Annotated in this window: 22 protein-coding genes and 1 pseudogene; 16 read left to right on the forward strand and 7 right to left on the reverse strand. The window is 60.5% G+C overall.

Translation table 11 applies throughout. The features are described from left to right. Positions 1-764: 764 nt before the first annotated feature. On the forward strand, positions 765-1637 hold the full coding sequence (locus VK804_RS00235) for a DUF2235 domain-containing protein (protein WP_325366475.1): 873 nt from the start codon (positions 765-767) through the stop codon (positions 1635-1637). Between the two features lie 166 nt (positions 1638-1803). On the opposite strand, the gene VK804_RS00240 is transcribed toward VK804_RS00235, so the two are convergent. The 6 genes from VK804_RS00240 to VK804_RS00260 form a co-directional block, all read right to left on the reverse strand. Then, positions 1804-2181: a hypothetical protein gene (locus VK804_RS00240; protein WP_325366477.1), complete on the reverse strand. Its 378-nt coding sequence runs from the start codon at positions 2179-2181 to the stop codon at positions 1804-1806. Between the two features lie 354 nt (positions 2182-2535). Further along, positions 2536-3015, reverse strand: a complete 480-nt coding sequence (locus VK804_RS00245; protein WP_325366479.1) for a hypothetical protein — start codon at positions 3013-3015, stop codon at positions 2536-2538. A 9-nt stretch (positions 3016-3024) separates the two neighbouring features. Then, on the reverse strand, positions 3025-3312 hold the full coding sequence (locus VK804_RS32920; RefSeq protein ID WP_414642687.1) for a DNA methyltransferase: 288 nt from the start codon (positions 3310-3312) through the stop codon (positions 3025-3027). Between the two features lie 1518 nt (positions 3313-4830). Beyond that, positions 4831-7494 (reverse strand): DUF5906 domain-containing protein, encoded by a 2664-nt coding sequence (locus VK804_RS00250; protein ID WP_325366481.1) that lies wholly within the window; start codon positions 7492-7494, stop codon positions 4831-4833. Between the two features lie 98 nt (positions 7495-7592). Next, positions 7593-7907: a hypothetical protein gene (locus VK804_RS00255; protein WP_325366483.1), complete on the reverse strand. Its 315-nt coding sequence runs from the start codon at positions 7905-7907 to the stop codon at positions 7593-7595. A 292-nt stretch (positions 7908-8199) separates the two neighbouring features. Further along, entirely contained in the window at positions 8200-8511 is a 312-nt protein-coding gene (locus VK804_RS00260; protein WP_325366485.1) for a hypothetical protein, read from the reverse strand. 143 nt (positions 8512-8654) lie between these two features. On the opposite strand from VK804_RS00260, the gene VK804_RS00265 reads away from it, so the two are divergent. The 11 genes from VK804_RS00265 (at position 8655) to VK804_RS00315 (ending at position 20191) form a co-directional block, all read left to right on the forward strand. Then, positions 8655-9671 (forward strand): LacI family DNA-binding transcriptional regulator, encoded by a 1017-nt coding sequence (locus VK804_RS00265; protein ID WP_325366487.1) that lies wholly within the window; start codon positions 8655-8657, stop codon positions 9669-9671. Positions 9672-9832: 161 nt separating this feature from the next. Further along, positions 9833-10066, forward strand: coding sequence for a hypothetical protein (locus tag VK804_RS00270; protein WP_325366489.1), 234 nt, complete (start codon positions 9833-9835; stop codon positions 10064-10066). 116 nt (positions 10067-10182) lie between these two features. Beyond that, positions 10183-11256 (forward strand): YeiH family protein, encoded by a 1074-nt coding sequence (locus tag VK804_RS00275; protein ID WP_325366491.1) that lies wholly within the window; start codon positions 10183-10185, stop codon positions 11254-11256. A gap of 126 nt (positions 11257-11382) precedes the next feature. Beyond that, on the forward strand, positions 11383-12144 hold the full coding sequence (locus tag VK804_RS00280) for a Crp/Fnr family transcriptional regulator (RefSeq protein ID WP_325366493.1): 762 nt from the start codon (positions 11383-11385) through the stop codon (positions 12142-12144). A 574-nt stretch (positions 12145-12718) separates the two neighbouring features. Further along, on the forward strand, positions 12719-14158 hold the full coding sequence (locus VK804_RS00285) for an ABC transporter substrate-binding protein (RefSeq protein WP_325366495.1): 1440 nt from the start codon (positions 12719-12721) through the stop codon (positions 14156-14158). Between the two features lie 43 nt (positions 14159-14201). Beyond that, positions 14202-15161, forward strand: a complete 960-nt coding sequence (locus VK804_RS00290) for an ABC transporter permease (RefSeq protein ID WP_325366497.1) — start codon at positions 14202-14204, stop codon at positions 15159-15161. Beyond that, positions 15158-16033, forward strand: coding sequence for an ABC transporter ATP-binding protein (locus VK804_RS00295; protein WP_325366499.1), 876 nt, complete (start codon positions 15158-15160; stop codon positions 16031-16033). The genes VK804_RS00290 and VK804_RS00295 overlap by 4 nt, the downstream gene beginning before the upstream one ends. 91 nt (positions 16034-16124) lie before the next feature. Continuing rightward, positions 16125-17492 carry an arylsulfatase gene (locus tag VK804_RS00300; protein ID WP_325366501.1) on the forward strand — a complete coding sequence of 456 codons (1368 nt, stop codon included), beginning with the start codon at positions 16125-16127 and terminating at the stop codon, positions 17490-17492. 65 nt (positions 17493-17557) lie between these two features. After that, positions 17558-18424, forward strand: a complete 867-nt coding sequence (locus tag VK804_RS00305) for a formylglycine-generating enzyme family protein (RefSeq protein ID WP_325366503.1) — start codon at positions 17558-17560, stop codon at positions 18422-18424. Positions 18425-18500: 76 nt separating this feature from the next. After that, a complete protein-coding gene (locus VK804_RS00310) occupies positions 18501-20000 on the forward strand; it encodes a SulP family inorganic anion transporter (RefSeq protein WP_325366505.1) in 1500 nt (499 codons plus the stop codon). Beyond that, positions 19997-20191, forward strand: coding sequence for a hypothetical protein (locus tag VK804_RS00315; protein WP_414642688.1), 195 nt, complete (start codon positions 19997-19999; stop codon positions 20189-20191). Before VK804_RS00310 ends, VK804_RS00315 begins: the two co-directional genes overlap by 4 nt. 24 nt (positions 20192-20215) lie before the next feature. Here VK804_RS00315 and VK804_RS00320 read toward each other — a convergent pair whose 3' ends face one another. Further along, entirely contained in the window at positions 20216-20584 is a 369-nt protein-coding gene (locus VK804_RS00320) for a VOC family protein (protein WP_325366507.1), read from the reverse strand. Between the two features lie 113 nt (positions 20585-20697). Here VK804_RS00320 and VK804_RS00325 point away from each other — a divergent pair, with 113 nt between their 5' ends. The 4 genes and pseudogenes from VK804_RS00325 to VK804_RS00340 form a co-directional block, all read left to right on the forward strand. Next, the gene (locus VK804_RS00325; RefSeq protein WP_325366509.1) at positions 20698-21735 is read left to right on the forward strand and encodes a S1C family serine protease; all 1038 of its coding nucleotides are present in this window, start codon (positions 20698-20700) and stop codon (positions 21733-21735) included. A gap of 167 nt (positions 21736-21902) precedes the next feature. Then, positions 21903-23159: an ABC transporter substrate-binding protein gene (locus VK804_RS00330; protein ID WP_325366511.1), complete on the forward strand. Its 1257-nt coding sequence runs from the start codon at positions 21903-21905 to the stop codon at positions 23157-23159. Between the two features lie 97 nt (positions 23160-23256). Continuing rightward, a complete protein-coding gene (locus VK804_RS00335) occupies positions 23257-24132 on the forward strand; it encodes a branched-chain amino acid ABC transporter permease (protein ID WP_325366513.1) in 876 nt (291 codons plus the stop codon). Between the two features lie 2 nt (positions 24133-24134). Then, positions 24135-24290, forward strand: a pseudogene (locus VK804_RS00340) (branched-chain amino acid ABC transporter permease); the annotation flags it as partial.

Consider the following 24290-nt stretch of genomic DNA (forward strand, 5'->3'; position numbering starts at 1 on the left):
GACGAAATGGAGCCAGCCGAGGGTGACGGCTGGGCCGAACTGCAGCATGACGGTTCACTCGAAGGGGAGATCTGCCTCCTCAACGGCGACAACGTCCCATTCATCGCCCGTCGCTCAAAGACTTCTTCAACAGCCTGCTAGGCGTCTCTTTGAAGTCCTAATCGGAGAACGACTGCATTTCATGTGTCACCATAGACTCGTAACTTTCTCCCTATGTTCTTTTATTTTTTTTGGAAATCTATTTTCAAAATTTGGGAGAGTGAGCACGAGCTAGGGCTCATCGCGTTTCTGCAGGGAGGCCCTCAATTGGGGAATGACCCCATATCTCATTTCAGAGTGTTGCATACTACCCCTACTTTCCAGGGCTGGTAGCAGCGAAGTCGACTCCATCTTAACCAGGATCTCAGCAACCTTCTTCGTCGCGGAAAGAGAGGTGAGTCAAAATGGGATTTTGATTCGCGTAATGTGCCTTATGGAATCTTTCCAGCGACCCCCAAAAAGCGTGCCAGATGACGCCTTAACTATCAAATCTACATCTAGGGGACAACCCGTCCTTGAGGAAATGACATTCACGCCTTGTCACCCCACACAAGCGAAACGTGTAGACAAATTTAGCTATTAACCCGCCATGCGCCGACGGCATAAGCTAAGATCACGCAACAGACTTGAACGGAGCAGCTACTGACGCGGTCGATCATCCTACGATGACCGGCGCAGCATTGCCCGCGGGGAGCGCGTTATCCTGTCGATCGAAGGAGAACATGATGAAGCGTATCATTGTTTGCTGCGACGGGACTTGGAACGCCGATGATACCCAGACAGATGACACGAATGTCTCCGTCCTGGCACGCGCCATTCATGGCTCCCAGCAAACAGGCGGCATTCTCCAAATCGTGCTCTACCTTCGGGGCGTGGGGACGACAGGATTAAAACTTGAGACATGGATCGAAGGCGCCACTGGCGTCGGTGTGGATGACAACATCCGTTCGGCCTATCAATTCATCGCTCAAAACTACGTCCCCGGCGATGAAATATATCTCTTCGGGTTCTCGCGCGGCGCCTTTACCGCCCGGAGCCTTGCAGGTCTGATCACAGCCTGTGGCATCTTATATCGTCAGGCCTTGGGCGCGTTGCCCGATGCGTGGATCTATTACCGTAGCCCAAAGCCGCACTCGCCGGCAGCTTTCGCTGCGAAGTATGGCGTACAATGCCACCTCGATCCTTCAATTACCTTTCTGGGTGTGTGGGATTCCGTTGGAAGTCTTGGGATTCCGGGCAGCCTGCTCGCAGCAAACAATAAGGAGAAGTTTGCGTTTCATGACACGAATCCTTCGCCTTTTGTGAAGCGCGCCGTGCAGGCGCTGGCGATCGATGAGCATCGACGCGACTTTACGCCTACGTTCTGGACCGTTGCCGCCCCACCGAACGTCTCTATCGAACAAGTATGGTTTGCCGGCGTTTACGCCGATGTCGGCGGGGGCTACAAAACACGTCGCCTCGCCGACATTCCGCTCGTCTGGATGGCCAAACAGGCCGAAGTGGTGGGGCTTACCCTTGATTGGACATGCTTACCCGACCCGACGGCGCTTGACGTCACAGCACCCGTGCACGATTCAGCATCGGGCCTATTGGAATGAGGAAATGTGCCGTCAAGATCAATCAGAAACTCTACGAAGCTCAGGACGAAAACGGCAAACCGGTTTCGACGATCAATGAGAGCGTTCATAGAAGCGTGATCTCCCGATACGTAGGCGTTGCACAAGTGTGCACCGATGATGACAAAGGTATCTGCAGCCAAATCGCCTATAAGCCTGAAACGCTGGCACCATTTTTCAGTGGCGGGACATTCGCCGGCTTACCGGTCGTCGAGTAAGGCGGAAGCCATCCTTGTGCCCGCGCACGCGCGACCATCCGCTGGGCGTCGGCGACAGAAATTATCTTCCCGTTGCTAACCGTGCTCATGGCACGGCCCGCTCTCAAGTCGCTGTCGAGCGAGTGGTAAAAATTATGTCGATAGAATTGTCCCAAAGGATCTAAAAACTCCGGATTTAGAAACTGTAATGGCAGGCCGCGCCCCGGCATCAGACTTGCGGCTCGAACAATTGGAGGCGCGCATATCAGGGAGGCAGCAGCACCAATGAGGATGTTTCGGCGCGTCATTCGGTAGTCAATTGCGGTCATTGTAAGTCTCCGATTTAGCCAGTTCTGCAATCTGCACGGGCTGGCAAAGTTGGAACTAAATCCCCCGTCCGTGTAAGGCACAGTTCCTTAGATGGTCAGTGTAGGATTCGTCCTCTGATGAAACCGGAAGCTGTACTCCTTCTCTGGACAACAAACCCGTCGAGTTCGTCTATGCCGCCGCCGACCTTGCAGGCGCCACAATAGAATAGATTTCGCTTTGGCTGCAGTTCGAGGGTGTTGTTTGTCCCGGGACAACATGCGATCCAGGTTCCTCTGCTGAAATGTGAGGCCTGCAGCGCAAGTCCCAAGTGAGAGCCTTGGTTATGAGCTTTCATCGCGTGAATCTCGGCTAGGTCACGCACCGCTTGGCCTATGCCAATATGCAGAGTAGTCTTTTAAGAAAGCATCTGGGTCCGCCAGTGCCGCCGCCAGTGTCTCCGCGAGCGATTCAGCGTATCTCTCACGGAAAGCCGCGTCGTATTCTGCGGCGTCGTCATAAAAATCGTAATACCTCTCTTCACCCGCCCAGTTTGCAGCCCAGTCGTGCGCACGGGCTTGAGCAACCCGCTCGCAGTCCCATAAGATGCGCTGAAACCAAGGGGCCTTTGCGAGCGTGCCCTTTGTGCCGCGAGGGTCTTGGTCCGTATCGGGCCGAAACATATCGGGCCGTTGCGGCAACGCATTAAGCACCTCACGGTCAACGGCCCATATGAGATGGTTTAGCGCCAGCACTCGCTCTTGAGCGAGGGCTAGGGGGATTCGCCTTGTTTTCAGAATCCCTAGTCGTTCCGCCTCTGCCAAGACTTTGGCAATCGCCTTCTGTTCCTGTGTCATGGGATCGCCTTATGGTTTGAGAGCAGGATGGTTCTCAGGGAGAAATTCGCAGCCGAGAAAATGCCTGCCGACACTTAGCGCGGCGTCGAGTGTCGAGAATCCGCCTGCGGCCGGATTGACTACCACGTCACCGGGATCAGTCAGGCATTCGATTAAAAGTCGCATGTAACTTGTGCGGCTTGGTGTGCGGGTGGATGCAGGCGCGATGCGACAACTGTTCTCATCGAGCGGGCGCGGGTTGTAGGCAGGCTCGTGCCCGTCGATCAGGGTGCCGACCCAATATTTACATCGTGGCATATGGATGCCCTTTCACTGATCCCCCGGTAAAGACCCGGTGAGGGAAAGATGTTTGACGACGAATAGTCTGTCGCCCGCGTCTACACCTTTCCATCTCGCACACACCGCATTTGCGCCGGTGTGATCAGTCCGTGGCCCCGTGAAAAGGGATGAGGGCCATAAGGTAGGTTGGTAGAAGTCACCGTCCTTGGTGCTTCAGCTTTTACGCATGGCCATATCTGCATATTGCGGTGCCGGCTTCAAGAGATTCGCGACGTGATCGAGTGGCGTGCTTAATGAGTGCCGTAGCAAGTGGACTTTTAATTCTGAATTCCGGTTTATTCTTCGGGTTCTGAATTTAGGAGTGACTAACGACCATAGCGTAAGGCATGCGAGCCCTAGGGTAATAGCTCGTATCGCGAAGGAATTCAGGTTTAGAAATAAAATCGCGATGAGGAATTTAGGTCGGTACGGGCGAAGCCTTTTCCGGAATTGGGGTTTATTGACAGTTGGAGGGAAATCCTTCAGCCAACGTCACGTCGCCGAATGCCGATCCAAGCTCGGTCACATCCCTAAGCGAACCCGCGCTAGGGAATAATCTGAATTGAGTTAAATCTCTCGCGCGCGCGTATAGTTAACAAAGATGGTTAACGCAGGGGACTATTACCCGCTGTAAAATATGCAAAACCCACAATCCAGGCGTTAGGTGAACCAGTGAGGCAGGGGCCACGCAGCGGCGTCTCAACTACGGATCACGCTAAAAGCCCAATACTATAAGGCTTCCTTCAATTATGATCCAGTGATCCACTACTATTTGAAGTAAAGGGAAGCCGGAGAAAACAAAATAATCGATAAGCGTGCTGCACCAGTCTACAGCCCCTGTTATCCACTTATCTATCCCCCGGCGGCCTGCGGTCGACTCCTCCAGTCCCGGATTACCGGATCACCATGCAGGAGTCGCTGCGGCACGGGTACAAGTGTTGCCCCGGCACGTTTTAAGGGGGCGGCTCACCCGGGCCGACGGATCACCGGTCTAACTCACGCTCGTATGCCGTATAGACCGGGCCATAATCCTGCGGCAGCAAATTCCGCATCATTGCTGATGGCCCATGGCCGGCCAACACTCCCAAGGTGACGGGCGGCCTCGCTCGACAGCAGGTACTGGCTTGTTTTGACCCTGGCCCTAATTTGAAATCAGCGGTGACCTATTTTGGCTTCGCCTTGGTAGCGAACCTACCAATCCGGCGCTCGTCTTGCCAAACTTCGACGAAATGTCCGCCAACCATTTGTTCGGCTTGCATCGCCGTCCGCCTCGACTGCCCGAACGACAGTGCGCATAGCGACGTCGGTTCATTGCTGCCGCAGCGAGCTACGTGTCGAAGCCACGGTCGTCATGAATCAGGATGTCACCGCGCGGCGCCACGCGGACCACTGTGCCGCGAAATTTCATGATTCACTCGTCCGTCATCTGTCGCCCGCCCGCGTACTCGACACGGTCGCCCGGCAAAAGCTTGACTGAATCAACGAGGTTCGTTGCGATCACATCAGGTCGGCGAACTCATCAACGATGACAGCATTCACATCATCGAACTCGGCCCGAACTTCGGCAATCGCCTGCGCCCTGTAGCGTGCATCGATAGCGGCCTTCTCGACCTTCTCTTGTGCCGTCAGCTTCCCGCGCTCGAACCGATACATGCGTGACAGCCGCTTGTCGGGAAACAACTTACGGTCAACTGGCTCGGTCGTCTCCTTATTGATGCGCCACAGACGCGGCTGATCCTCTTGGCGACCGCCGAGCCGAACCTTGTCGAGATATTCGCCATTGAGCCTGTCACGCAACAGATCAGTGACGCGTTTGCGAAGATTGCTGGTCGTGCGTTCGATGTTTTGGGGGATGATCTCCAAAACGTCGTCGAGCCTGACGAGCCGATACGACAGCGGCGGCGATGAGCGATGCTCATCAAACCAAAGCTCAAGTTCGTCGCGGGTCTCGTCGGCCATCTTGATCTTGGCTGCGGTCAACGGCGCCGCGCTCAATCCCGAGTAGCCCTTGAGGTCGCGGGTCTTGAACTGATACGCCACGGCGGCCATCGCGGTCGGGTCGTCGATCAGGTCATAGAGCGCAATGTAGTAGTCCTCCGACTTCGGCTGTAGCTTCCGCAACAGCGTGTCCACTGTTTCAATCTCATACCTTCGGTCGGCGTTGTCGATGGTGACCGCGTTGTCCTTATTTGAGAACAGGAGGAACGCCAGCACGTTGCGGATGGTCTCAGGGTCCAGGTTTTTCTTGTCCAAAAGGATGGTCGGCTCGCTGATCAGATCGTGCAGCCCCTTCACCACGGCCTGCGAACTGCCAAAGCCCGGACGGACTTCCTCGACGACTACAAGCTTGGTCTGACACTCCCATCCACCATGAGCGGCTTCAAGCGTCTTGCCTTTGATCAGTGTCGTGCCCGAAATGAGACCATCTGGCAATTTCCGGCCCAGCAGTCGCGATAGCATGTGCGCGATGAATGATTTTCCGGTCCCCGGTATCTCGCCGTGCACAAGCAACGCGTGACGCGGCTTTAGGTTCTGATTGCAATATACCCACGCCAGCCAATTGAGCACGCGATCACGCGGCACCGGATCAGGAAATAGATATTCCATGTGAGCGTCAAATTTCGAAGTATCGCCCTCCTTCGGCTCGATGTCGGATGGCAGCCACATATTGAAGTTGTCACCGATCACTGCATCCTTGCCGGGCTCGTACACTACCGACTTGTGCATCGGCACTGACTGATTGACGAAGATGTACGCGGACAACGGCGCGCCCGGCTTTTTGTCCATCACGCGTACGGACGCGTAGAATTTATCAATCGCCGTGGTCTTCCACATTTTGCGCGATTGAAGCTCAAGGAACCGCTCAAAGAAGCCAATATAGACAAACCCCTTAGTGAAGTCGAACCACTCCGGCGATGAGCCGTCTGACACCGTGGCGCTTGTTGGTTCGTCTTTGAGATCGTCTTCGGTCAGGCTGTACTTCGCGATGAACTTCGCGATCTTCTCCGCCGCGGACCTGGCCTCGTCCTCAGTGCAGCCATTGCCTGTGGTCTTGGTGCGAAGGTTTCTGATCAGGTTGATCGCGCGAGCACGACTCTTGCTGCTCTTCGGATTCGACGGTGCGCCTGCGCCATCATCGGCGAATTCGTCGGCAGCGTCGGCGTCGCCTGCCATCTTTGATGCAAGCTCGTCATTGCCAGTGAACGACCGGACCAACTTGATCCATGACCCACGTGTGATGCCGCCAACGGCTGCGCTGTCGAGACTGTCCCATCGGCCTTGTACGCTCTCACGTGTCCACGCACCATCAAACTCGGGGTCAGTTTGACACCAATCATAGAAGGCTTCGAAGTATTCGCCGCCACACTCGCCGCCTGCGGCTTCGTGGACAGCTTCCATGAACGCAAACCAGCCGGACTGTTCATTGCGATCGTCGAGCCCTTCGGGTCCGCCTTTATACGGCGTCGCGGCTAGCGCTGCCTTGAAGATGTTGAGCGGAATGGCTTCACCGCTGCCCTCGGTTCGAACCTTGCGTTCGACTACGATGGTCGGGAAGTTGGCGAGTGTATAGGTACCCTGGTTGAACTCCAGCACTGATGCGGTCGCGCCAGTCTTAGCGTTCACGGTGCCGGGAAGGCGCGCGACGCGATTGATGTTCTTGACCGACTTATCACCGTAAGGCGCGAACGCCTGCCCAAGACCACGAAGCGCGGCTTCGAATGCGCGTGTCGCGGCACCATTGGGTCCATCGAATACATGAGGGGTGCTGAGCTTCCAAAATCCCCACTTGCCACGACCGCTATCGATGATCATCGTGGGCAACGGGACGATTAGGTCCTCTTCAAGAAGAAGGTTCATCTGCGCGCGCTCAGCATAGAGGTCTTCGCCGAAACGAGGATCAAGATCGGCCCATAACCACTCCGACGACAGCATGTCCTCTTTGCGTGTTTGTTTGCAGCCGGGTTTGATATTGGCAGGTGAGAAGTAGAACTTGCAATCGTCGCCCTGCTTCGCAACCCACTTCCGCGCGTCGGCCCAATCCTTGGGATTATATGTGCGGGGCTTGAAACCTCCAGCGGGATGCGCGTGGATGCGGTGACAGATGAACGCCGCTTCAAAGGCGGCTTGAAACTCGTCGGGGTACGGGGGATTGTCTGACATTGTTCTTGCTCGGAGTTCGGGGCCGTATCCCGGGTTCAATAGAGACGCCTTCGACCTTGCCAGTCGGTTCGTATTTCTAGTCAATCGCTTCGTTCGATTTAATCTCGCGTTAACCGGGCAACCGCGTTTTCATCACGGCTTCCTTTGCATGCAACCACCTTGGGGCGGAGTCGAGTAGTCCGAGCGTCATTGCCGGTGACATCAACCCGCGTCGCGATTAACAATTTGTCGAGATCGGTTACGCGTATGACAATGCGACCTCGGCTTTCCGGCTTGGCCCCCGGGAGGCGAGAGAAGGGTACTCGGCCGTCTGCCATCATCTCGCGCAGCAGCGTTTCACCGACGCTGATGCGGCGGCACGCTTCGGGAATGTTAACGGCTAGGATATTTTCGGAAGAAAACTGCTCGGGCATGGTATGGCCCTCCAGAACGGAGTGGCCCATGCCTGACACGTGCTTTGGCTGTTGATCCCGTGCCGAGGGTGCGGCATCGCGGGCAGCGACTACAGCCTTTGATCGCCAACTCCGGTTTCGAAGCCCGGCTAAGAGGCGCTTAAAACAGGGCGCTTTTTCCGGCGGCGAGACAGTAGAACTGACACTAACATACTACCATTCCGGTAGAATTGCAAGGCGGTTGGGCGAGGCTATGTGGTACCCGGCGATGTTCTACAGGTTATAGAAAATTGTGTGAGCGACAATCACGACGTCAATGAAAATGGGCATAACTATCGCTATTGACGCGGCGGCTCCAGCCCATCCACAGCCCGAGCGGCACGCCGGTTGCGACCGCGACGAGAAATCCGAGCGTGACGAGCGTCAGGCTATGCAGCGCATGGGTAAAGAGTTCACCGCCGGCGTAACCCCGCGTCGTGATCTGAACCAGCGAAAACCAGAAATCGGCGGGCGAGGGAAATCGTCCGGCGGAGACCAAGCCGCTCCATGTCGTCAGCGAAAACCACAGCAGCACCAGGACCGCGAGCGTCGCCCATCCAATCGCTGTGCGGCGCCACCCGATCATCCGGCGTTTCCAGGAGCTTGCAATGAAAGCGCTTTCAGTTTCTTGGCGTTAACAGGGATTGTCAATGCACGTTTCCTCGATTTACTTTGGAAGTTCGCCTGCCATGAGGTAAGACTGCTGAAAATTCTTTCAGTCGGATGAAAATGGGTATCAACCGCCGAATAAAACTCCTCGACGTCGCGCGCGACGCGGGCGTCTCGCCGGCGACGGTCTCGCGAGCCATCGCGCAGCCGGAGCTGGTGAATTCCGCAACGCTGGCGCGGGTCAGGTCGAGCGCCGCGCGGCTTGGCTATGTGCCGGGGGGCGCGGCGCGGGCGCTGGCCTCGGGGCGTTCGATGACCATCGGCGCCGTGGTGCCGACGCTCGACAGCCCGATCTTCGCGCGCGCTCTGCAGTCGATGCAGGCAAAACTCTCGCAACATGGCTATCAGCTGTTGGTCGCTTCGCATGATTACAACGCCGCCGCCGAGGCGGAGGCGATTCGCATCCTGCTCGCCCGCGGTGTCGACGGTCTCATGCTGGTGGGGGCGGAACGTCCCGCGGCCAGCTGGCAGCTCTTGGAAGGTGCCGGTGTCCCGGTGGTCCTGACCTGGTGTGGCGACGAGCGCGCCAGTTCGATCACCGTCGACAATGAAAAGGCCGGCCGGCTCGCCGCGCGACATCTTCTCGACCTCGGCCACAAGCGGATCGGCGCGGTCGTCGGAGGCTTGCAATTCAACGACCGTCAAAAAGCGCGGCTTGCCGGCATTCGCGCGGCACTTCGCGACGCTGCGCTGGATTTGCCGGACTGGCTGGTGAGCGAACAACCGCTGACGCTCGCCGGCGGCCGAACCGGCTGCTCGTCGATGCTCGCACTGAATCAGCCGCCGACGGCCCTGATCGGCGGCATCGACATGCTGGCGATTGGCTGCATCGAGGAAGTGCATTCGCGCGGGCTCAAGGTGCCCAAGGCCTTATCGGTCGTCGGCATCGACAATATCGAGATGTCCGCGCATATCTTCCCGCCGCTGACCAGCGTGCATCTGCCGGTGGCGCGGATCGGCGAGGCGGCGGCCGGTTGCCTGCTCGATGAACTGGCGGGCCGAGACGCGAAATCCCTGATCGAATTGCCGATCGAACTGGTATCGCGAAAATCGACGGCGCGGGCCCATCCGGAGTGACAGACCGGCCCCGTTCACGGCCGGGTTTGGCGCGCCGTAATTGAAATTCTCTTCCCAGGGTGTCCCGCAAAACAAAGCAGCCGTCCCCGCCCCAACATTGCAAGTTCCAACTATTGTTTTGCCGGCGTCTGTTGCGACATAAATCGCAGGTGAAACCACGGTTGAACGCGATGCTGACCGAGAAATTCGACGCTTATGGCGAGATATTGCCGGACGCTGCGCGCGGTGAGCGCGAGCCGGGAAGAACCGCGTCCGCGGTTCTCAACCGCGTCGGTCAATATCTGTTCTGGCTGCTGGTCGTGGTCATCGTATCCGCGCGGGTGATCTATTATCCGGCGAGCCCGACGTTTCAGGTCGGCAGCGCCAGCGAACCGGCCCAAATGGTCACGCGTTAACGACGAAAGTCGGAAGACGCGGGCGAGGGGCATGGCGGCTGTGGCGGCCATGCGGAATTGATATTTTCCATTTCTGCGGGTTTGGCGCATAATTCCTTCTCCTTGAAGGATGTCGCGTGCCAGATCGAGTCGATTCCCCTGACAATGCCGGGCTTGCCGGCGGAGCCATCGCCAAGACCGTCCCCTTGCTTTGGGGCGTAGCGCTGTGCGCGATCGTCACCCTGGTTGCGATGACGATCCAGGCGACCGAAGAGCACCTGATCGGGCATCCCTATCTCGAAGCCATCGTGATCGCGATTCTGCTTGGGATCGTGCTGCGGACGCTTTGGGAACCCGGTCGCCGCTGGAGCGCCGGTATCGCCTTCAGCGCCAAACAACTGCTGGAGGTCGCGGTCGCGCTGCTCGGCGCCTCGCTGACATTTTCCGCGATTGCAGCTTCCGGTTTCACGTTGCTCGTTATCATCGTTGCCGTCGTGATCCTGTCGCTCGGGGTCAGTTTCGGCATCGGCCGAGCGCTCGGCCTGCCGATCCGGCTGTCGATCCTGGTCGCCTGCGGCAATTCGATCTGCGGCAACTCGGCGATTGCGGCGGTGGCACCGGTGATCGGCGCCAGCAAGGACGATATCGTCTCCTCGATTTCCTTCACGGCGGTGCTGGGCGTCATCGTCGTTCTCGGCCTGCCGCTGTTGATCCCGCTCTTGCAACTGACAGCGACGCAGTATGGAATCCTCGCCGGAATGACGGTCTACGCGGTTCCGCAGGTGCTGGCGGCGACGGTGCCGGCGGGTCTTGTCAGCACGCAAATCGGCACGCTGGTCAAATTGATCAGGGTGATGATGCTCGGCCCGGTCGTCGCATGCATCGCGGTGTCTGCGCGGGGCCTTCGCGGCGATCGATCCTCAGGCCTTTCAAACACGAACCGCTTCTTCGCCACGGTGCCGTGGTTCATTGTCGCCTTCTTCGCACTCGCCGGGCTCCGCTCGCTATCCCTGATACCGGGGGGCGCCGTGTTCCCGCTGCAGAAGGCGGCAAGCATCCTGACCATCATGTCGATGGCGGCCTTGGGGCTCGGCGTCGACCTGCGCATCATCGGGCGCGTCGGCGGGAAAGTCACGGCCGCGGTGACGTTGTCATTGCTATTTCTTCTGATCGTCAGCCTTTGCCTCGTCCGCTACGTGATTCCGACCTGATGCCTGATGGCCAGCGGAAGACCCGAGCTTTTTGAACGGGAATCGAAAATTGCCGGGTTCAAGCCGCGCGTGTCGGGATATATTGCCGCGACCTCCGGACAACCCATGGCTTCGCGCGGATAGATGATGAGCAAGGATACACCGGCCCAGTTCGGCGCCCTGCTGATGACCGACGGCGGCGCGCAGCGCAGCGGGCCGCCGGCCTTGTTCCGGGGACTGACCGAAGCCGAGAAGGCGCGGGTGTTGGGATCCGGCAAGCGCAAGGTGCTCTACCGTGGCGCGCAACTGTTCCGCCAGGGCAGCCCGCAGGACGGCATCTATCTGATCGAGAGCGGTCGCATCAAGGTGTTCTACATCGCGCCGTCGGGCCGCGAGATCACGCTGGCCTATTGGCATTCCGGCAATTTCGTCGGCGGGCCCGAGGTGTTCAAGCAGGGCCTGCACGTCTGGTCGGGCTCCGCCGCCGTCAACAGCACCGTGCTGCATCTGCCCGGCGACGTGCTGCGCCAGATGGTGCTGACGATCCCGCAGCTTGCGATCGGGATCATCGAAGGCCTGAGTTTCAAGGGCCAATGCTATTCGGCGCTGGCGCAGATGCTCGGCACGCGATCGCCGACCGAGCGGCTCTCGCAGCTGTTGCTGCATCTGATGAATTTGTACGGCGTGGAAGAACGCGACGGCATCCTGATCGCCGCGTCCTTCACCCATGCCGACCTTGCGCATATGACGGGCGTGACGCGCCAATCCGTCACCACCAGCCTCAAGCGATTTGCCGATCTTGGCATCCTGCACGCGCACGGCACCAACCTCGTGATCACCGACGCCGAGATGCTCGCCAAGATCCGCGACGGCAAGCTGGCGAAATTCGTCGCATCGAGCGAGGCCTGAGATCGCGCGCGGCGCTCCGCGGCCGCCCGCCTCGCATATCGCGCGAGACACAACCAGCAAGCGCCGATGCGCGGCCCATCATCTCAAGATCGATGTCGATCGCTGTCATCCTGCCGGTGCGCGCGAATAGCACGATCGCTGCCGCTCTTGTGGACGCTGGCTGCGGTCTGACCAAACATCAGTCATCGCGCCCACCGGTTAGCCAAAATCGGCATGCGTAATGTCCATTAATTGAGCAGCGCGGCTTTCTTCGCAATAGGTTGCGCGCTCGGGCCCTTTGCCGTTTTCGATTCAAGGTGACCGGTCCAGAACTCAGCCATCGAACGATTGGTCGTTCGTCAGGGGCAAACGAGTTCACGGCAAGATGACCGCATCGCTTCCCATCGCGCATCGCTCTGGCGGACCGGTTCCGCACTTCGCCATCGGCATGAACTCGATGGCATATCGCTTGCAGCGCGGAAGGCCACGACTGTCCGCGGCTCAACCCGTTACGCCGCTCCCGTTCGCGGCCAAGGCGCGACGCGTTGGCATCCCACGGCACACCTGCATGGTTTAGTTCGAAAGGATCGTTCTGATGCGAGTCGGCCCCGTCTGCAAATCCCTCGGCTTCGTTGCCCTGCTGCTAGTTGCAACCATCGTGCTCTCGCCCGATCGGGCAGGCGCACAGACCACGCTCGAGATCGGCATCGGCATTCAGAACACCACGACCAACACGGTTACCGGGGGCGCCGTCCTGAAAGAACTCGGCCTGTTCGAAAAGCATTTGCCGACCACCGGCAAGTACAAGGATTTCAAATATTCGCTGTCCTGGCAGAACGCCACCTCGGGGCCGCCGATCACCAACGGCATGATGGCCAACAACATCCAGATCGGGATGATGGGCGACTATCCCTTGATGGTGAACGGCGCCACCGGACAAGCGACCGGCAACGAAACCCAACTGGTCGCGATCATCGCCTACAACGCGGAAGGCAGCGGCAACGGCATCGTCGTCCACAAGGACTCGCCGTATTACGAGCTCGCCGATCTCAAGGGCAAGAACGTCTCGGTGCCGTTCGGCTCCGCCGCGCACGGCATGATGCAGCGCGCGCTGGAACAAAAGGGATTGCCGCCCGACTTCTGGAACCTGGTGTCGCAGTCGCCGGAAATCGGCAGCACCAATCTTCAGGAGAAGCGGATCGATGCGCATGCGGACTTCGTCCCGTTCGCCGAGCTGCTGCCGTTCCGCGGTTTCGCCCGCAAGATCTATGACGGCGCCGAGACCAAGACGCCGACCTTCCACGGCGTGGTGGTGCGCAAGGATTTTGCCGAGAAATATCCCGAGATCGTCGTCGCCTACATCGAAGCATTGATGGAGGCCAACGACTGGATGCGCAAGAACCCCAAGCTCGGCGCCGAGAAGGTCGAGGAGTGGACCAAGATCAACAAGGAGGTCGTCTACATCTTTCTCGGCCCCGGCGGGATCCACACGCTCGACCCGACCATCAAGCCGGCCTGGGTCGATGCGATCAAGGCGAACTACGCGGTGCTGAAGAAGCTGAACATGATCAAGGACCTTAATATCGGCGCCTGGGTCAACGACAGCTATGTGCGGCAGGCCTACAAGGATCTGGGCCTCGACTACGACAAGCAGCTCGCGACCATGACCGGCTATCAGGTCGCGGGCAACGATCCCGTCTGCAACGCGCCGGTCAGCAATCCCCGCGAAGCCGGCGAGGTCTGGATCCAGGGCGGCGACATCGTGCCGTTCAGCTCTCCGGCCTGCACGCTGATGGGTGTCAAGAAATTCACGAGCCAGGAACGCAAGCTCAACGCGGTTTACCTGGTCGATCATGAACTCGGCATCAAGGTGTTCGCCGACGCCGCCTTCTACTCGGTCGGCGGCGACGATCCGAAGAAGCCGGAAGTGGTGCCGTTCATGCTCAAGCATGACGCGGAAGCCTATGCCAGCAAGCACAACGGCAAACTTGCGACCTACGCCGAGGCGCTCAGCGCGGTCGACGCCAGCCACTAGTCATCAGCCTTGAAAGAGAACAGCCATGTTCAACAGAGAGCGAATGCAGAAAGCAAGGATCTCGCTAGTGGACCCGCAGGCCGAATATCAGGCGACCGTGACAACCGTTGAGACGGAAAGCGTCAAGGCGCCGGCAGTCCAGGCTACGGTTATTCCGCAGCCCGCGCCCGAGGTTGAAATCGGCGCGTTGAAGATGAAGCCGCTGCTCGAGCGCATCACCCGCGACCAGGTGATCACGGCGCTGCTCGCCTGCCTCTCGATCGGCGCGCTGTTCCTGTTCTGGTATCTCGGAACCAAATACCGGCTCGAATTCTACATCCGCTTCAAGAATGTGCCGACGCCCTATGAAGTTTTCAGGCAGGCGGTCGAAGTCGGCGCCTCCAACAAGTTTCTGGTCAATGTGGTCTACAGCGTGCGGCGCATCCTGCTCGGCTTCGCCATCGCGATAGCGGTCGGCGTGCCGCTCGGGCTCGTGATCGGCAAATACCGCCGGGTCAGCGACCTCTTCATGCCGGCGGTCGAGATCCTGCGCCCGATTCCGGCGATCGCCTGGGTGCCGATGTCGATTATGCTGTGGCCGAACAACGAATCAGCGATCGTTTTCATCACCTTCATCGGCGCGTTCTTTCCGATCCTGTTGAACACCGTGCACGGCGTGCATTCGATGGACGGCGTGCTGATCCGCGCCGGGCGCTGCCTCGGCGCCGGCGAAGTCCGGCTGTTCTGGAACGTGATTCTGCCCGGCTCGCTGCCGCATATCTTCACCGGCCTTGCCGTCGGCATGGGCGTGGCCTGGGTCTCGCTGATCGCAGCCGAGATGATTTCGGGCCAGTTCGGTGTCGGCTACTTCACCTGGGAAGCTTATTCGCTGGTGAACTATCCCGCGATCGTGCTCGGCATGATCACCATCGGCGTCCTGGGCCTGGTCTGCAGTGGAATCATCCGCCTCTGCGGCATCCTCATGATGCCCTGGCTCGCTTACGCACCCGGGAGCAAGAAATGAACACCCAGCAAATCAGTGCGGTCGACAAAGGTCTGATCGACGTCCGCGACATGGGCGTTGTGTTCGGCGCCAACGACAATGAGGTGGTCGCGGTTCAGGACGTCAGCCTCAATGTGCAGCCCGGCGAATTCGTCTCCCTGATCGGTCCCTCCGGCTGCGGCAAGTCGACCATCCTCTCCATCGTGGCCGGCTTCATGGCGCCGACCACCGGCGAGGCGCGCCTCGACGACAAGCCGATCACCAAGCCCGGCTCCGATCGGGGCGTGGTGTTCCAGCAATATTCGCTGTTTCCCTGGCTCACGGTGCGCAAGAACGTCGAGTTCGGGCTGAAGATGGCCGGCGTCGACGCGGGAAAACGCGACGTCACCGCGCGCTCGCTGCTCGATCTCGCAGGGCTACTGTCCTTCGCCGATCATTACCCGGACCAGCTGTCCGGCGGCATGAAGCAGCGCATCGGCATCATCCGGGCGCTGGCGACCAGCCCGCAGGTGTTGCTGATGGACGAGCCGTTCGGCGCGCTCGATACCCAGACCCGCGTCGTGATGCAGGAAATCCTCACCAATATCTGGCAGCAGTTCCGCATCTCGGTGCTGTTCATCACCCACGACATCGAAGAGTCGATTTTCCTCTCCGACCGCATCTATGTGATGACGGCGCGGCCCGGACGCATCAAGGCGGAAATCAAGGTGCCGCTGCCGCGCCCGCGCACCGCCGAGATGACGACGACGCCGGAATTCATGGCCCTGGTGCAGAAGCTCAAGGGATTGATCCGCGAGGAATCGCTTGCCGCCATGGAGCCCGAACTGAAGAGCCGCGGCCTTGCCGGCTTCGGCATGAACGTCGGACCGAAGGGGGTGGGCGAGATCTTCTGACATCCCAACGTTTCAAGACGCCGCAGGCGCATTCGCCGCGGCGGACATCTACCAAGGGGCGCGACATCGCGCCACGAACTCGGAGCTACAAATGACCAAGAAACCAAACATTCTTTTTTTCCACGTGGACAACCTCGGCATGGGAGAACTGGGTTGCTACGGCGGCGGCATCCTGCGCGGCGCCGATACCAAACGCATGGACACATTCGCCAAGCAAGGCGCCAAGCTCACCCATTATGTGGTCGAGCCGCAATGCACGCCGACCCGTTCGGCGCTGATGACCGGGCGCTTCCCGATCCGCTCGGGCAACCACACCATCGCGCTTGGCGGCAATGGCGGCGGCATCGTGCGCTGGGAGCGCACTATCGCGGAAATCCTGTCGGAGGCCGGCTACGCCACCTCGATCTACGGCAAATGGCACATCGGCGCCGAAGACGGCCGCTTCCCGACCGACCACGGTTTTGACGAGTGGTACGGACCGCTGCGCACCTACGACGAATGCATGTGGCTGGAAGACCCGCATTACGTGCCTGAGCGCGACGGCTTCTCGCACATGCATGAGGGCGTCAAGGGCAAGGGCGCCTGGCCGCTGCTCGACGAGCAGCTCACCATGGAGACCAAGAAGACCTGCGACCTCGAATACCAGAAGCGCGCGCTGAAATTCATGGAGAAGTCGGTCGCCGCCGACAAGCCGTTCTACTGCTACTTCAATCACTCGCTGATGCATTTCCCGATGAGCCCGCGCGACGAATTCGTCGGCAAGAGCGACAACGGCGAGTGGGGCGATTGCCTGTTGATGCTGGACCATGATTTCGGCGTACTGGTCGACAAGCTCGACGAGCTCGGCGTCGCCGACAATACCATTGTCGTCATGTGCGGCGACAACGGCGCAGAGGATCATCTGGCCGGCCGCGGCACCGGCGGTTTCTTCGACGGCTCGTATTTCTCCTCGGCCGAAGGCGGCATCCGCACGCCGTTCCTGATCCGCTGGCCCGGCCACATCACGCCCGGCACCGAAAGCAACGAGATGGTGCATGTCACCGACATGTTCACCACGCTGTTGAAATTCACCGGCTGCGAGCCGCCGAAAGACCGGCTGATCGACGGCGTCGACCAGGGTCCGTTCTTTCTCGGCGAGCAGCCAACCTCCAATCGCGAATCCTGCATCGTCTGGTTGAAGGACGAATTGCACGCGGTGAAATGGAAGGATTTCAAGATCAACTTCAAGCGGCAGCAGCATTTTCACGATCCGGAACTGCCGCTCGGCTTCGCCCGCATCACGCATCTGAAGGAAGACCCTAAGGAGCGCGAGGCGGTCAATCAGCGCTATGTCCGCTGGTGGGTGATGCAGCACGCGCAACGCATCATCCGGGATTTCGATAATTCTGCCAAGAAGGAGGAACTGATCCCGCCGGGCGCGCCGCTCGACTTCGTGCCGAAGAAGTTCGCGGAAGCCTGAGCTTCATGGACCTGCTGGCCGCAAACAGGACCGTCGCGTATTCCAGCGTAATCGACCGGGGATCCATGATCTGGATCCCCGGCGGCGATTTCGTGATGGGGTCGAACAAATTCTATCGCGAGGAGCGGCCGGCGCGTGCCGCCGGCGTCGATGGCTTCTGGATCGATCCGCACCCGGTGACCAACGCCGAGTTTTTCGAATTCATAGCGGCGACGGGATATCAGACCTTGTCCGAACGCGAGCCTGATCCCGCCGTCTATCCCGACGCCGATCCGGAGTTTCTGGTGCCGGGCTCGCTGGTTTTCACCAAGCCGGCCGGCCCCGTGGACTTGCGCGATTATCGCGCCTGGTGGGCCTACATTCCCGGCGCCAACTGGCGACATCCCGAAGGTCCCGCGAGCGGCATCGACGATCGCATGGACCATCCCGTCGTTCACGTTGCGTTCGAGGATGCCGCGGCCTATGCCGCCTGGGCCGATAAGGAGTTGCCAACCGAAGCCGAATGGGAATTCGCCGCGCGCGGCGGCCTTCACGACGCGACCTACGCCTGGGGCGAGGAATTTGCACCGGGCGGGCAGGCGATGGCGAACACCTGGCAGGGCCGCTTCCCGTTCGAGAATCTCGCCGAGGACGGTTTTGAAGGCACCTCGCCGGTCGGCGCGTTTCCCGCCAACGGTTTTGGGCTTTACGACATGATCGGCAACGTCTGGGAGTGGACCGCGAGCGCCTACGCGTTGCCGCAAGCGGCAAGCGAAAAACCATCCTGCTGCCAGGCCAGGGAAAACAACAACCGTACGGCCAACCGCGTCGTGAAAGGCGGCTCGCATCTCTGCGCGCCCAATTATTGCCTGCGCTACCGGCCTGCGGCGCGGCAGAGCCAGACGCAGGATACCTCGACCACGCATATCGGGTTCCGGTGCGTCATGCGCTAGCCCGAAGATTCCTCTCGCCGCGGCGCTTCACGTCTCCGCATCAAGTCTCGATCCTCCCTATTTCGGAAATAGCTTCATGTCGATCACGACCGTCCCCGCGCTGCAAAATTTCGACGACACCCCGTCCGTCACTTCCGTGCTGCGCTCGCCGAATGTCCTGATCCGCGAGACACTGGCGGGCCTGGTCACGGCGCTGGCGCTGATTCCGGAGGTGATCTCGTTCTCCTTTATCTCCGGCGTCGATCCCAAGGTCGCGCTGGTTGCGTCAGTCGTATTGGGTCTCGTGATGTCGGCGCTTGGCGGTCGGCCCGCAATGGTCACGGCGGCGGCCGGCTCGATTGCGCTCGTGATCGGTCCGATGGTCAAGTTGCACGGGGTCGGCTACATCCTGCCGACGATTGCGATCGCGGGCATCATCCAGATCATCTTCGGCATGGCTGGGCTGGCGCGGCTGATGCGCTTCGTGCCGCGCTCGGTGATGATCGGATTTGTCAATGCGCTGGGCATCCTGATCTTCGCAGCCCAGGTGCCTCACATCCTTAACGTGCCCTGGCTGGTCTATCCGCTGTTCGCACTTTCGCTCGCCATCATCCTGATCATGCCGCGCTTTACGGTCGCGGTGCCGGCGCCGCTGATCGCGATCATCGTCGTCACCGCGATCGTCATGATTGAAAATCTGAGCGTCCCGAATGTCGGCGGCGAGGGCGCCATGGCGCCGGGATTGCCCGGCATCACGCAGCTCTCGGTCCCGCTCGATCTCGAAACCCTGCGGATCATCTGGCCGACCGCGCTCAGCGTCGCCTTCGTTGGCCTCCTGGAAACGCTGCTGACCGCAAAACTGGTCGATGAGCTGACCGATACGCGCTCGCACAAGGGCCGCGAGTCCTGGGCGCTCGGCATAGCCAACATCGCCGCCGCCTTCTATGGCGGCATCGCCGGCTGCGCCATGATCGGCCAGACCGTGGTCAATGTCAGGATCGGCCGGGCGCGGACCCGGGTGTCGACCGCGGTCGCGGCGCTGGTGCTGCTGTTGCTGGTGACGGGTCTCAGCCATTTGATGGCGCAGATCCCGATGGTCGCGCTCGCCGCCGTCATGATGATCGTCGCGCTGAAGACCATCAACTGGCACAGTGTGCAGCCGGCAACCCTGAAGCGGATGCCTGTTCCGGAAACGCTGGTCATGCTCGTCACCGTCGCGGTCACGGTTGCGACCGGAAACCTCGCGCTCGGAGTCGCCGCCGGCGTACTGCTTGCCATGGTGTTGTTCGCGCGCCGGGTGGCGCATGTGATCCGCGCCGAGCGCACGCTCAGCCCTGACGGGCTTTCGGTTCGCTATGATGTGCACGGACCGCTGTTCTTCGGCAGCAGCAACGACCTCGTCGAGCGCTTTTGCTACGGCGCCGATCCCAAGGCGGTCGCGATCGATCTCACTTTTTCCCAGATCTGGGACGCCTCCAGCGTCGCGGCGCTGGACTCGATCCACACCAAATATCGCGCGCTTGGCGCCACGGTTTCGTTTACCGGGCTCGACCCGCGCAGTTCCGCGTTCCACGAGCGGTTGACGGGACAGCTTTGAACATGATCGGCGGAGCTTTCATCATGGCTTTCGTGCAATTCCTGCGCCGCATCCTGGCCGTGACGCGCTTGAGCAACAACCGCTATCGCCCCGAACGTCACTACATGCGCGGGCCGGGTCCGAAATCACGCGCGCGATCCGCGCGGAACGGCGAAGGGATGGAAGCCGCGCAACGGCTGGAGGGCGGCTAGCGCGCCCTAACTAGCGCGGCTCAACTATCGAGGCTTGGGCTGCATCAGCTCGATGCGGTTGCCGAAGGGATCGTTGACGAAGATCCGGTCGTAGCCGTCGAGCGGCGCGTCATGGGCGACCGGATAGCCCGACGCCTTCAGCTTGAATTCCAGCCCCGCCAGGTCGTCGACGATGAAGGCCGGGTGCGCCTTGCGCGCGGGCACAAAGTCCTTTTCGACCCCGAGGTGGATCTTCAACTCGCCGTCCTCGAACCAGCAGCCGCCTCTTGCCGCGAGGGCTTCGGGCTTGCTGGCCTCCGGGATGCCCAGAATGCCCTGGTAGAATTGCCTGGCGTCGCTTTCCCGCCCTGCCGGCATGGCGAGCAGCACATGGTCCAATCGGCGAACCCGCATCGTCGGTGCTCCCCAGCATTTCGGGGGCCATTGAACCACAGGGCATCCCTGCCCGGAAGGGCACTTGCGAGGCCCTGTTATCAACACCATCTGACAGGCCCAAAGGAAATTCGATGCTGGATTTTACCCAAGATACGTTCGACGAGGCCCCGTCCTCGCAAGCCGACACCCAAGCCGCTCCCGACGACGAAGCCCTGCTCGACGCCTATTCCAACGCCGTGATCGGCGTCACCGAACGCGTCGGACCCGCCGTGGTCCGCGTTGAAACGAGCCCCGTGGCCGGCAAAGGGCGCGAGCGCGGCGGGGTCGGCTCGGGCATCGTCATCGCCCCCGATGGTCTGGTGCTGACCAACAGCCATGTGGTCGGATCGGCCAAGCAGATCAGGCTGCGCGACGTCGAGGGCGTCGTCACCGACGCGCGCGTGCTCGGCGTCGATCCCGACACCGATCTGGCGCTATTGCGCGCCGACGGCGTGCGCGATTTGCGCTACGCCTCGCTCGGCAACTCCAAAACCCTGCGGCGCGGCCAGCTCGTAGTCGCGATCGGCAACCCGCTCGGCTTCGAATCGACCGTCACCGCGGGCGTGGTGTCGGCGCTCGGCCGCTCGATCCGCTCGGTCAGCGGCCGCACCATCGAGGACGTGATCCAGACCGATGCCGCGCTCAACCCCGGCAATTCCGGCGGCCCGCTGGTGTCCTCGCGGGCCGAGGTGGTCGGGATCAACACCGCGATCATCGCCGGCGCGCAGGGCATCTGTTTCGCGGTCGCCAGCAACACCGCGCAGTTCGTGTTGTCCGAAATCATCCGCCACGGCTATGTCCGCCGCGCCTATATCGGGGTGTCCGGCCAGACCGCGCCGATCCCGCGACGGCATGCGGTGCTGGCCGGCGTCGACAACAAGATGGGCGCGCTGCTGGCGCAGATCGAGCCGGACGGGCCGGCGGCGAAGGCCGGCTTGTTGCCCGGCGACGTCGTCATCAGGCTCGACGGCGTCGAGGTCAACGGCGTCGACGACCTGATCCGCATCCTCGACCGCGACCGGATCGATCGCAGGCTCGAGATCGACGTGCTGCGGATGGGCCGCCTGCGCGCCATCGACATCGATCCGATCGAGCGCAAGCCGGCGGCGCGCACGGGCCAGGTTCCCTAAAGCGCCGCGGCTTCTTCGCGCCCGTTTACCATCTACTTTAGTTGCGGTTGCGACATCGTGAGCGCTTGTGTCATGCGGTTTTGCTTGCCGGGGCTGCATGCCCGGTTACAATGGCCGGAAAGCTGGATAAGCGGCCTAAATCCAATGAATAAGAGGAGTGAAACAATATGACAAAAGCTTCCCGATCGCCTGTTTTTTGGTCATTGCAAGGGCTGCTCGGCGCGACCGCGCTCGGCCTGCTTGCCACCTCCGGCCCGGCGCTGGCCGCGGACCCCATCAAGATCGGCGTGATCGCGGAAGCGCAGGCGATCGCCGGCGCGTCGATCCCGCAGGCGGCCCAGATGGCGGCCGACGAGATCAACGCCAAGGGCGGCGTTGACGGCCGCAAGGTCGAGATCATCACCTATGACAACCACTCTTCCTCGGCGGATTCGGTTCGCGCCTTCCAGCGCGCGGTCAACGAGGACAAGGTCAACATCGTTATCGCCAGCTACATCAGCGAAGTGGTGCTGGCGCTGGAGCCCTGGGCCTCTCGGCTGAAGACGCCTTTCATCACGCCCGGCGCGGCCTCCAACGAGATCAGCAAGAGCGTCCACAACGATTATGAGAAGAACAAGTACACTTTCCACGGCTACCTGACCTCGGCGGCGCTAGCGCTGTCGGTCTGCGACGCTGCCAAGGATCTGCTGGTCGACCAGAAGCACATGAAGACCGCCGTCATCATGAGCGAGGTTGCCGCCTGGACCACGCCGCTCGACGTCGGCTATGAGGAGTGCCTGCCCAAGATCGGGCTCAAGGTGCTCGACCACATCCGCTTCTCGCCCGACACCACCGACTTCACCCCGATCTTCAACAAGATCGAAGGCGCCAAGCCCGATGTGATCATCACCGGCATTTCGCATGTCGGCGTGCAGCCGACGGTGCAGTGGAAGAACCAGCAGGTTCCGATCCCGATGCTCGGGATCTCCTCGCAGGCCACCAACTCGACCTTCGGCGCGGACACCAATGGCGCCGCCGAAGGCGTGCTCTATCAGGGCGTGTCGGGCCCGGACGTCCCGGTCACCGAAAAGAGCCTGCCGTTCACGCAAGGGTTCAAGGCGAAGTTCGGCAACTTCCCGTCCTATGCCGGCTACACCTCGTATGACGAAGTCTACTACATCGCCGACGCCATCAAGCGCGCCGGATCGACCGATGCCGACAAGCTGGTGGCGGCGCTGGAAAAGACCGACTGGGTCGGCACCATCGGCCGCATCCAGTTCTACGGCAAGGACGACCAGTTCACCCATTCGATCAAATACGGCAAGGGCCTGATCACCGGCTTGATGCTGCAATGGCAGGATGGCAAGCAGGTCGCGGTCTGGCCAAAGGAAGTCGCCAAGGGCCAGTTGAAGTTCCCGAGCTTCATCAAGGTCACATCGAACTAACCTTCCATGATCATGCTCCCGGGCTTGTCCCGGGAGCATTTTTCGTTATTTGTAGTTTCCAAGGAGTGAGGCAGCGGTGCTGCCGCGGCCAATATAAATGCTTGCCTTCCAGATTTTGATAGACGGCTTTGCCATCAGCGCCCTGTACGCTCTCGGTGCGACCGGTTTCACCCTGATCTTCGGCGTTTCCGGCGTGCTCAATCTCTCGCACGGCGCCATCATGGTGCTGGCGGCAGTCGCCGCATGGGCTGCCGCCAGCATGCTGCACATGAACACCTATGCCGGCGCGCTGGTCGGCGTCCTGGCCGCGCTGATCGCAGCGTTCGCCACCTATTACGCGGTGGTGCAGCCGATGCAGAAATCGACGCGGATTCCCAACGAGGAGAAGGAGATCTTCGTTCTCACCGGCACCCTGCTGTGGGGGATCATGATCCAGGAACTGATCGCGTATTTCTTCACCAACAACGCCAAGACCGTGCTGCCGATCGTCGAGGGCGTGGTCGACGTCTTCGGCGTGCGCACGCCCAAGAACGAGATCTTCACCGCCGTCGTCTGCTGCCTCGTGATCGGCCTGCTCTGGCTGTTGGTGAACCGCACCCGCACCGGCAAGGCGGTGCTGGCGGCATCAATGAATCCGCGCGGCGTCACGCTGCTCGGGCTTGAGCTTACCAGCATCTATGTCGTGGTCTGGGCGATCTACGGCATCCTGGCCGGGATCGCCGGCGTGCTGCTCGGCATGTTCCTCGGGGTCAGCTCCTACAGCGTCGGGCCGCTCACCGCGAGCGCGTTCTCGATCGTGGTGCTGGGCGGTCTCGGCAGCGTCTCGGGTTCGCTGATCGCCGCCTTCGTGGTCGGCTATCTCGAGACGTTCACGGCCTACCTGGTCTCGCCGGCCTACCGCACCATTCCGGCGCTGCTGCTGCTGGTCATCGTGATGTATATTCGGCCGCAAGGCCTGCTCGGGAGGCGTTGAGCATGGCGGATTTCTTCAAGTCGCGGCTGTTCTTCATTTCGCTCGCGCTCGTCGTGATCGCCGCGACGCTGCCGCTTTATGTGTCCGGCTATATCCTCGGCCTGTTGACGGTTGCCTATTATTTCGGCGTCTTCGCGATGTCCTGGGACCTGCTGTTC

The sequence above is a fragment of the Bradyrhizobium sp. genome (genome assembly GCF_035484855.1).
In the GTDB taxonomy this organism is placed as follows: Bacteria; Pseudomonadota; Alphaproteobacteria; order Rhizobiales; family Xanthobacteraceae; genus Bradyrhizobium.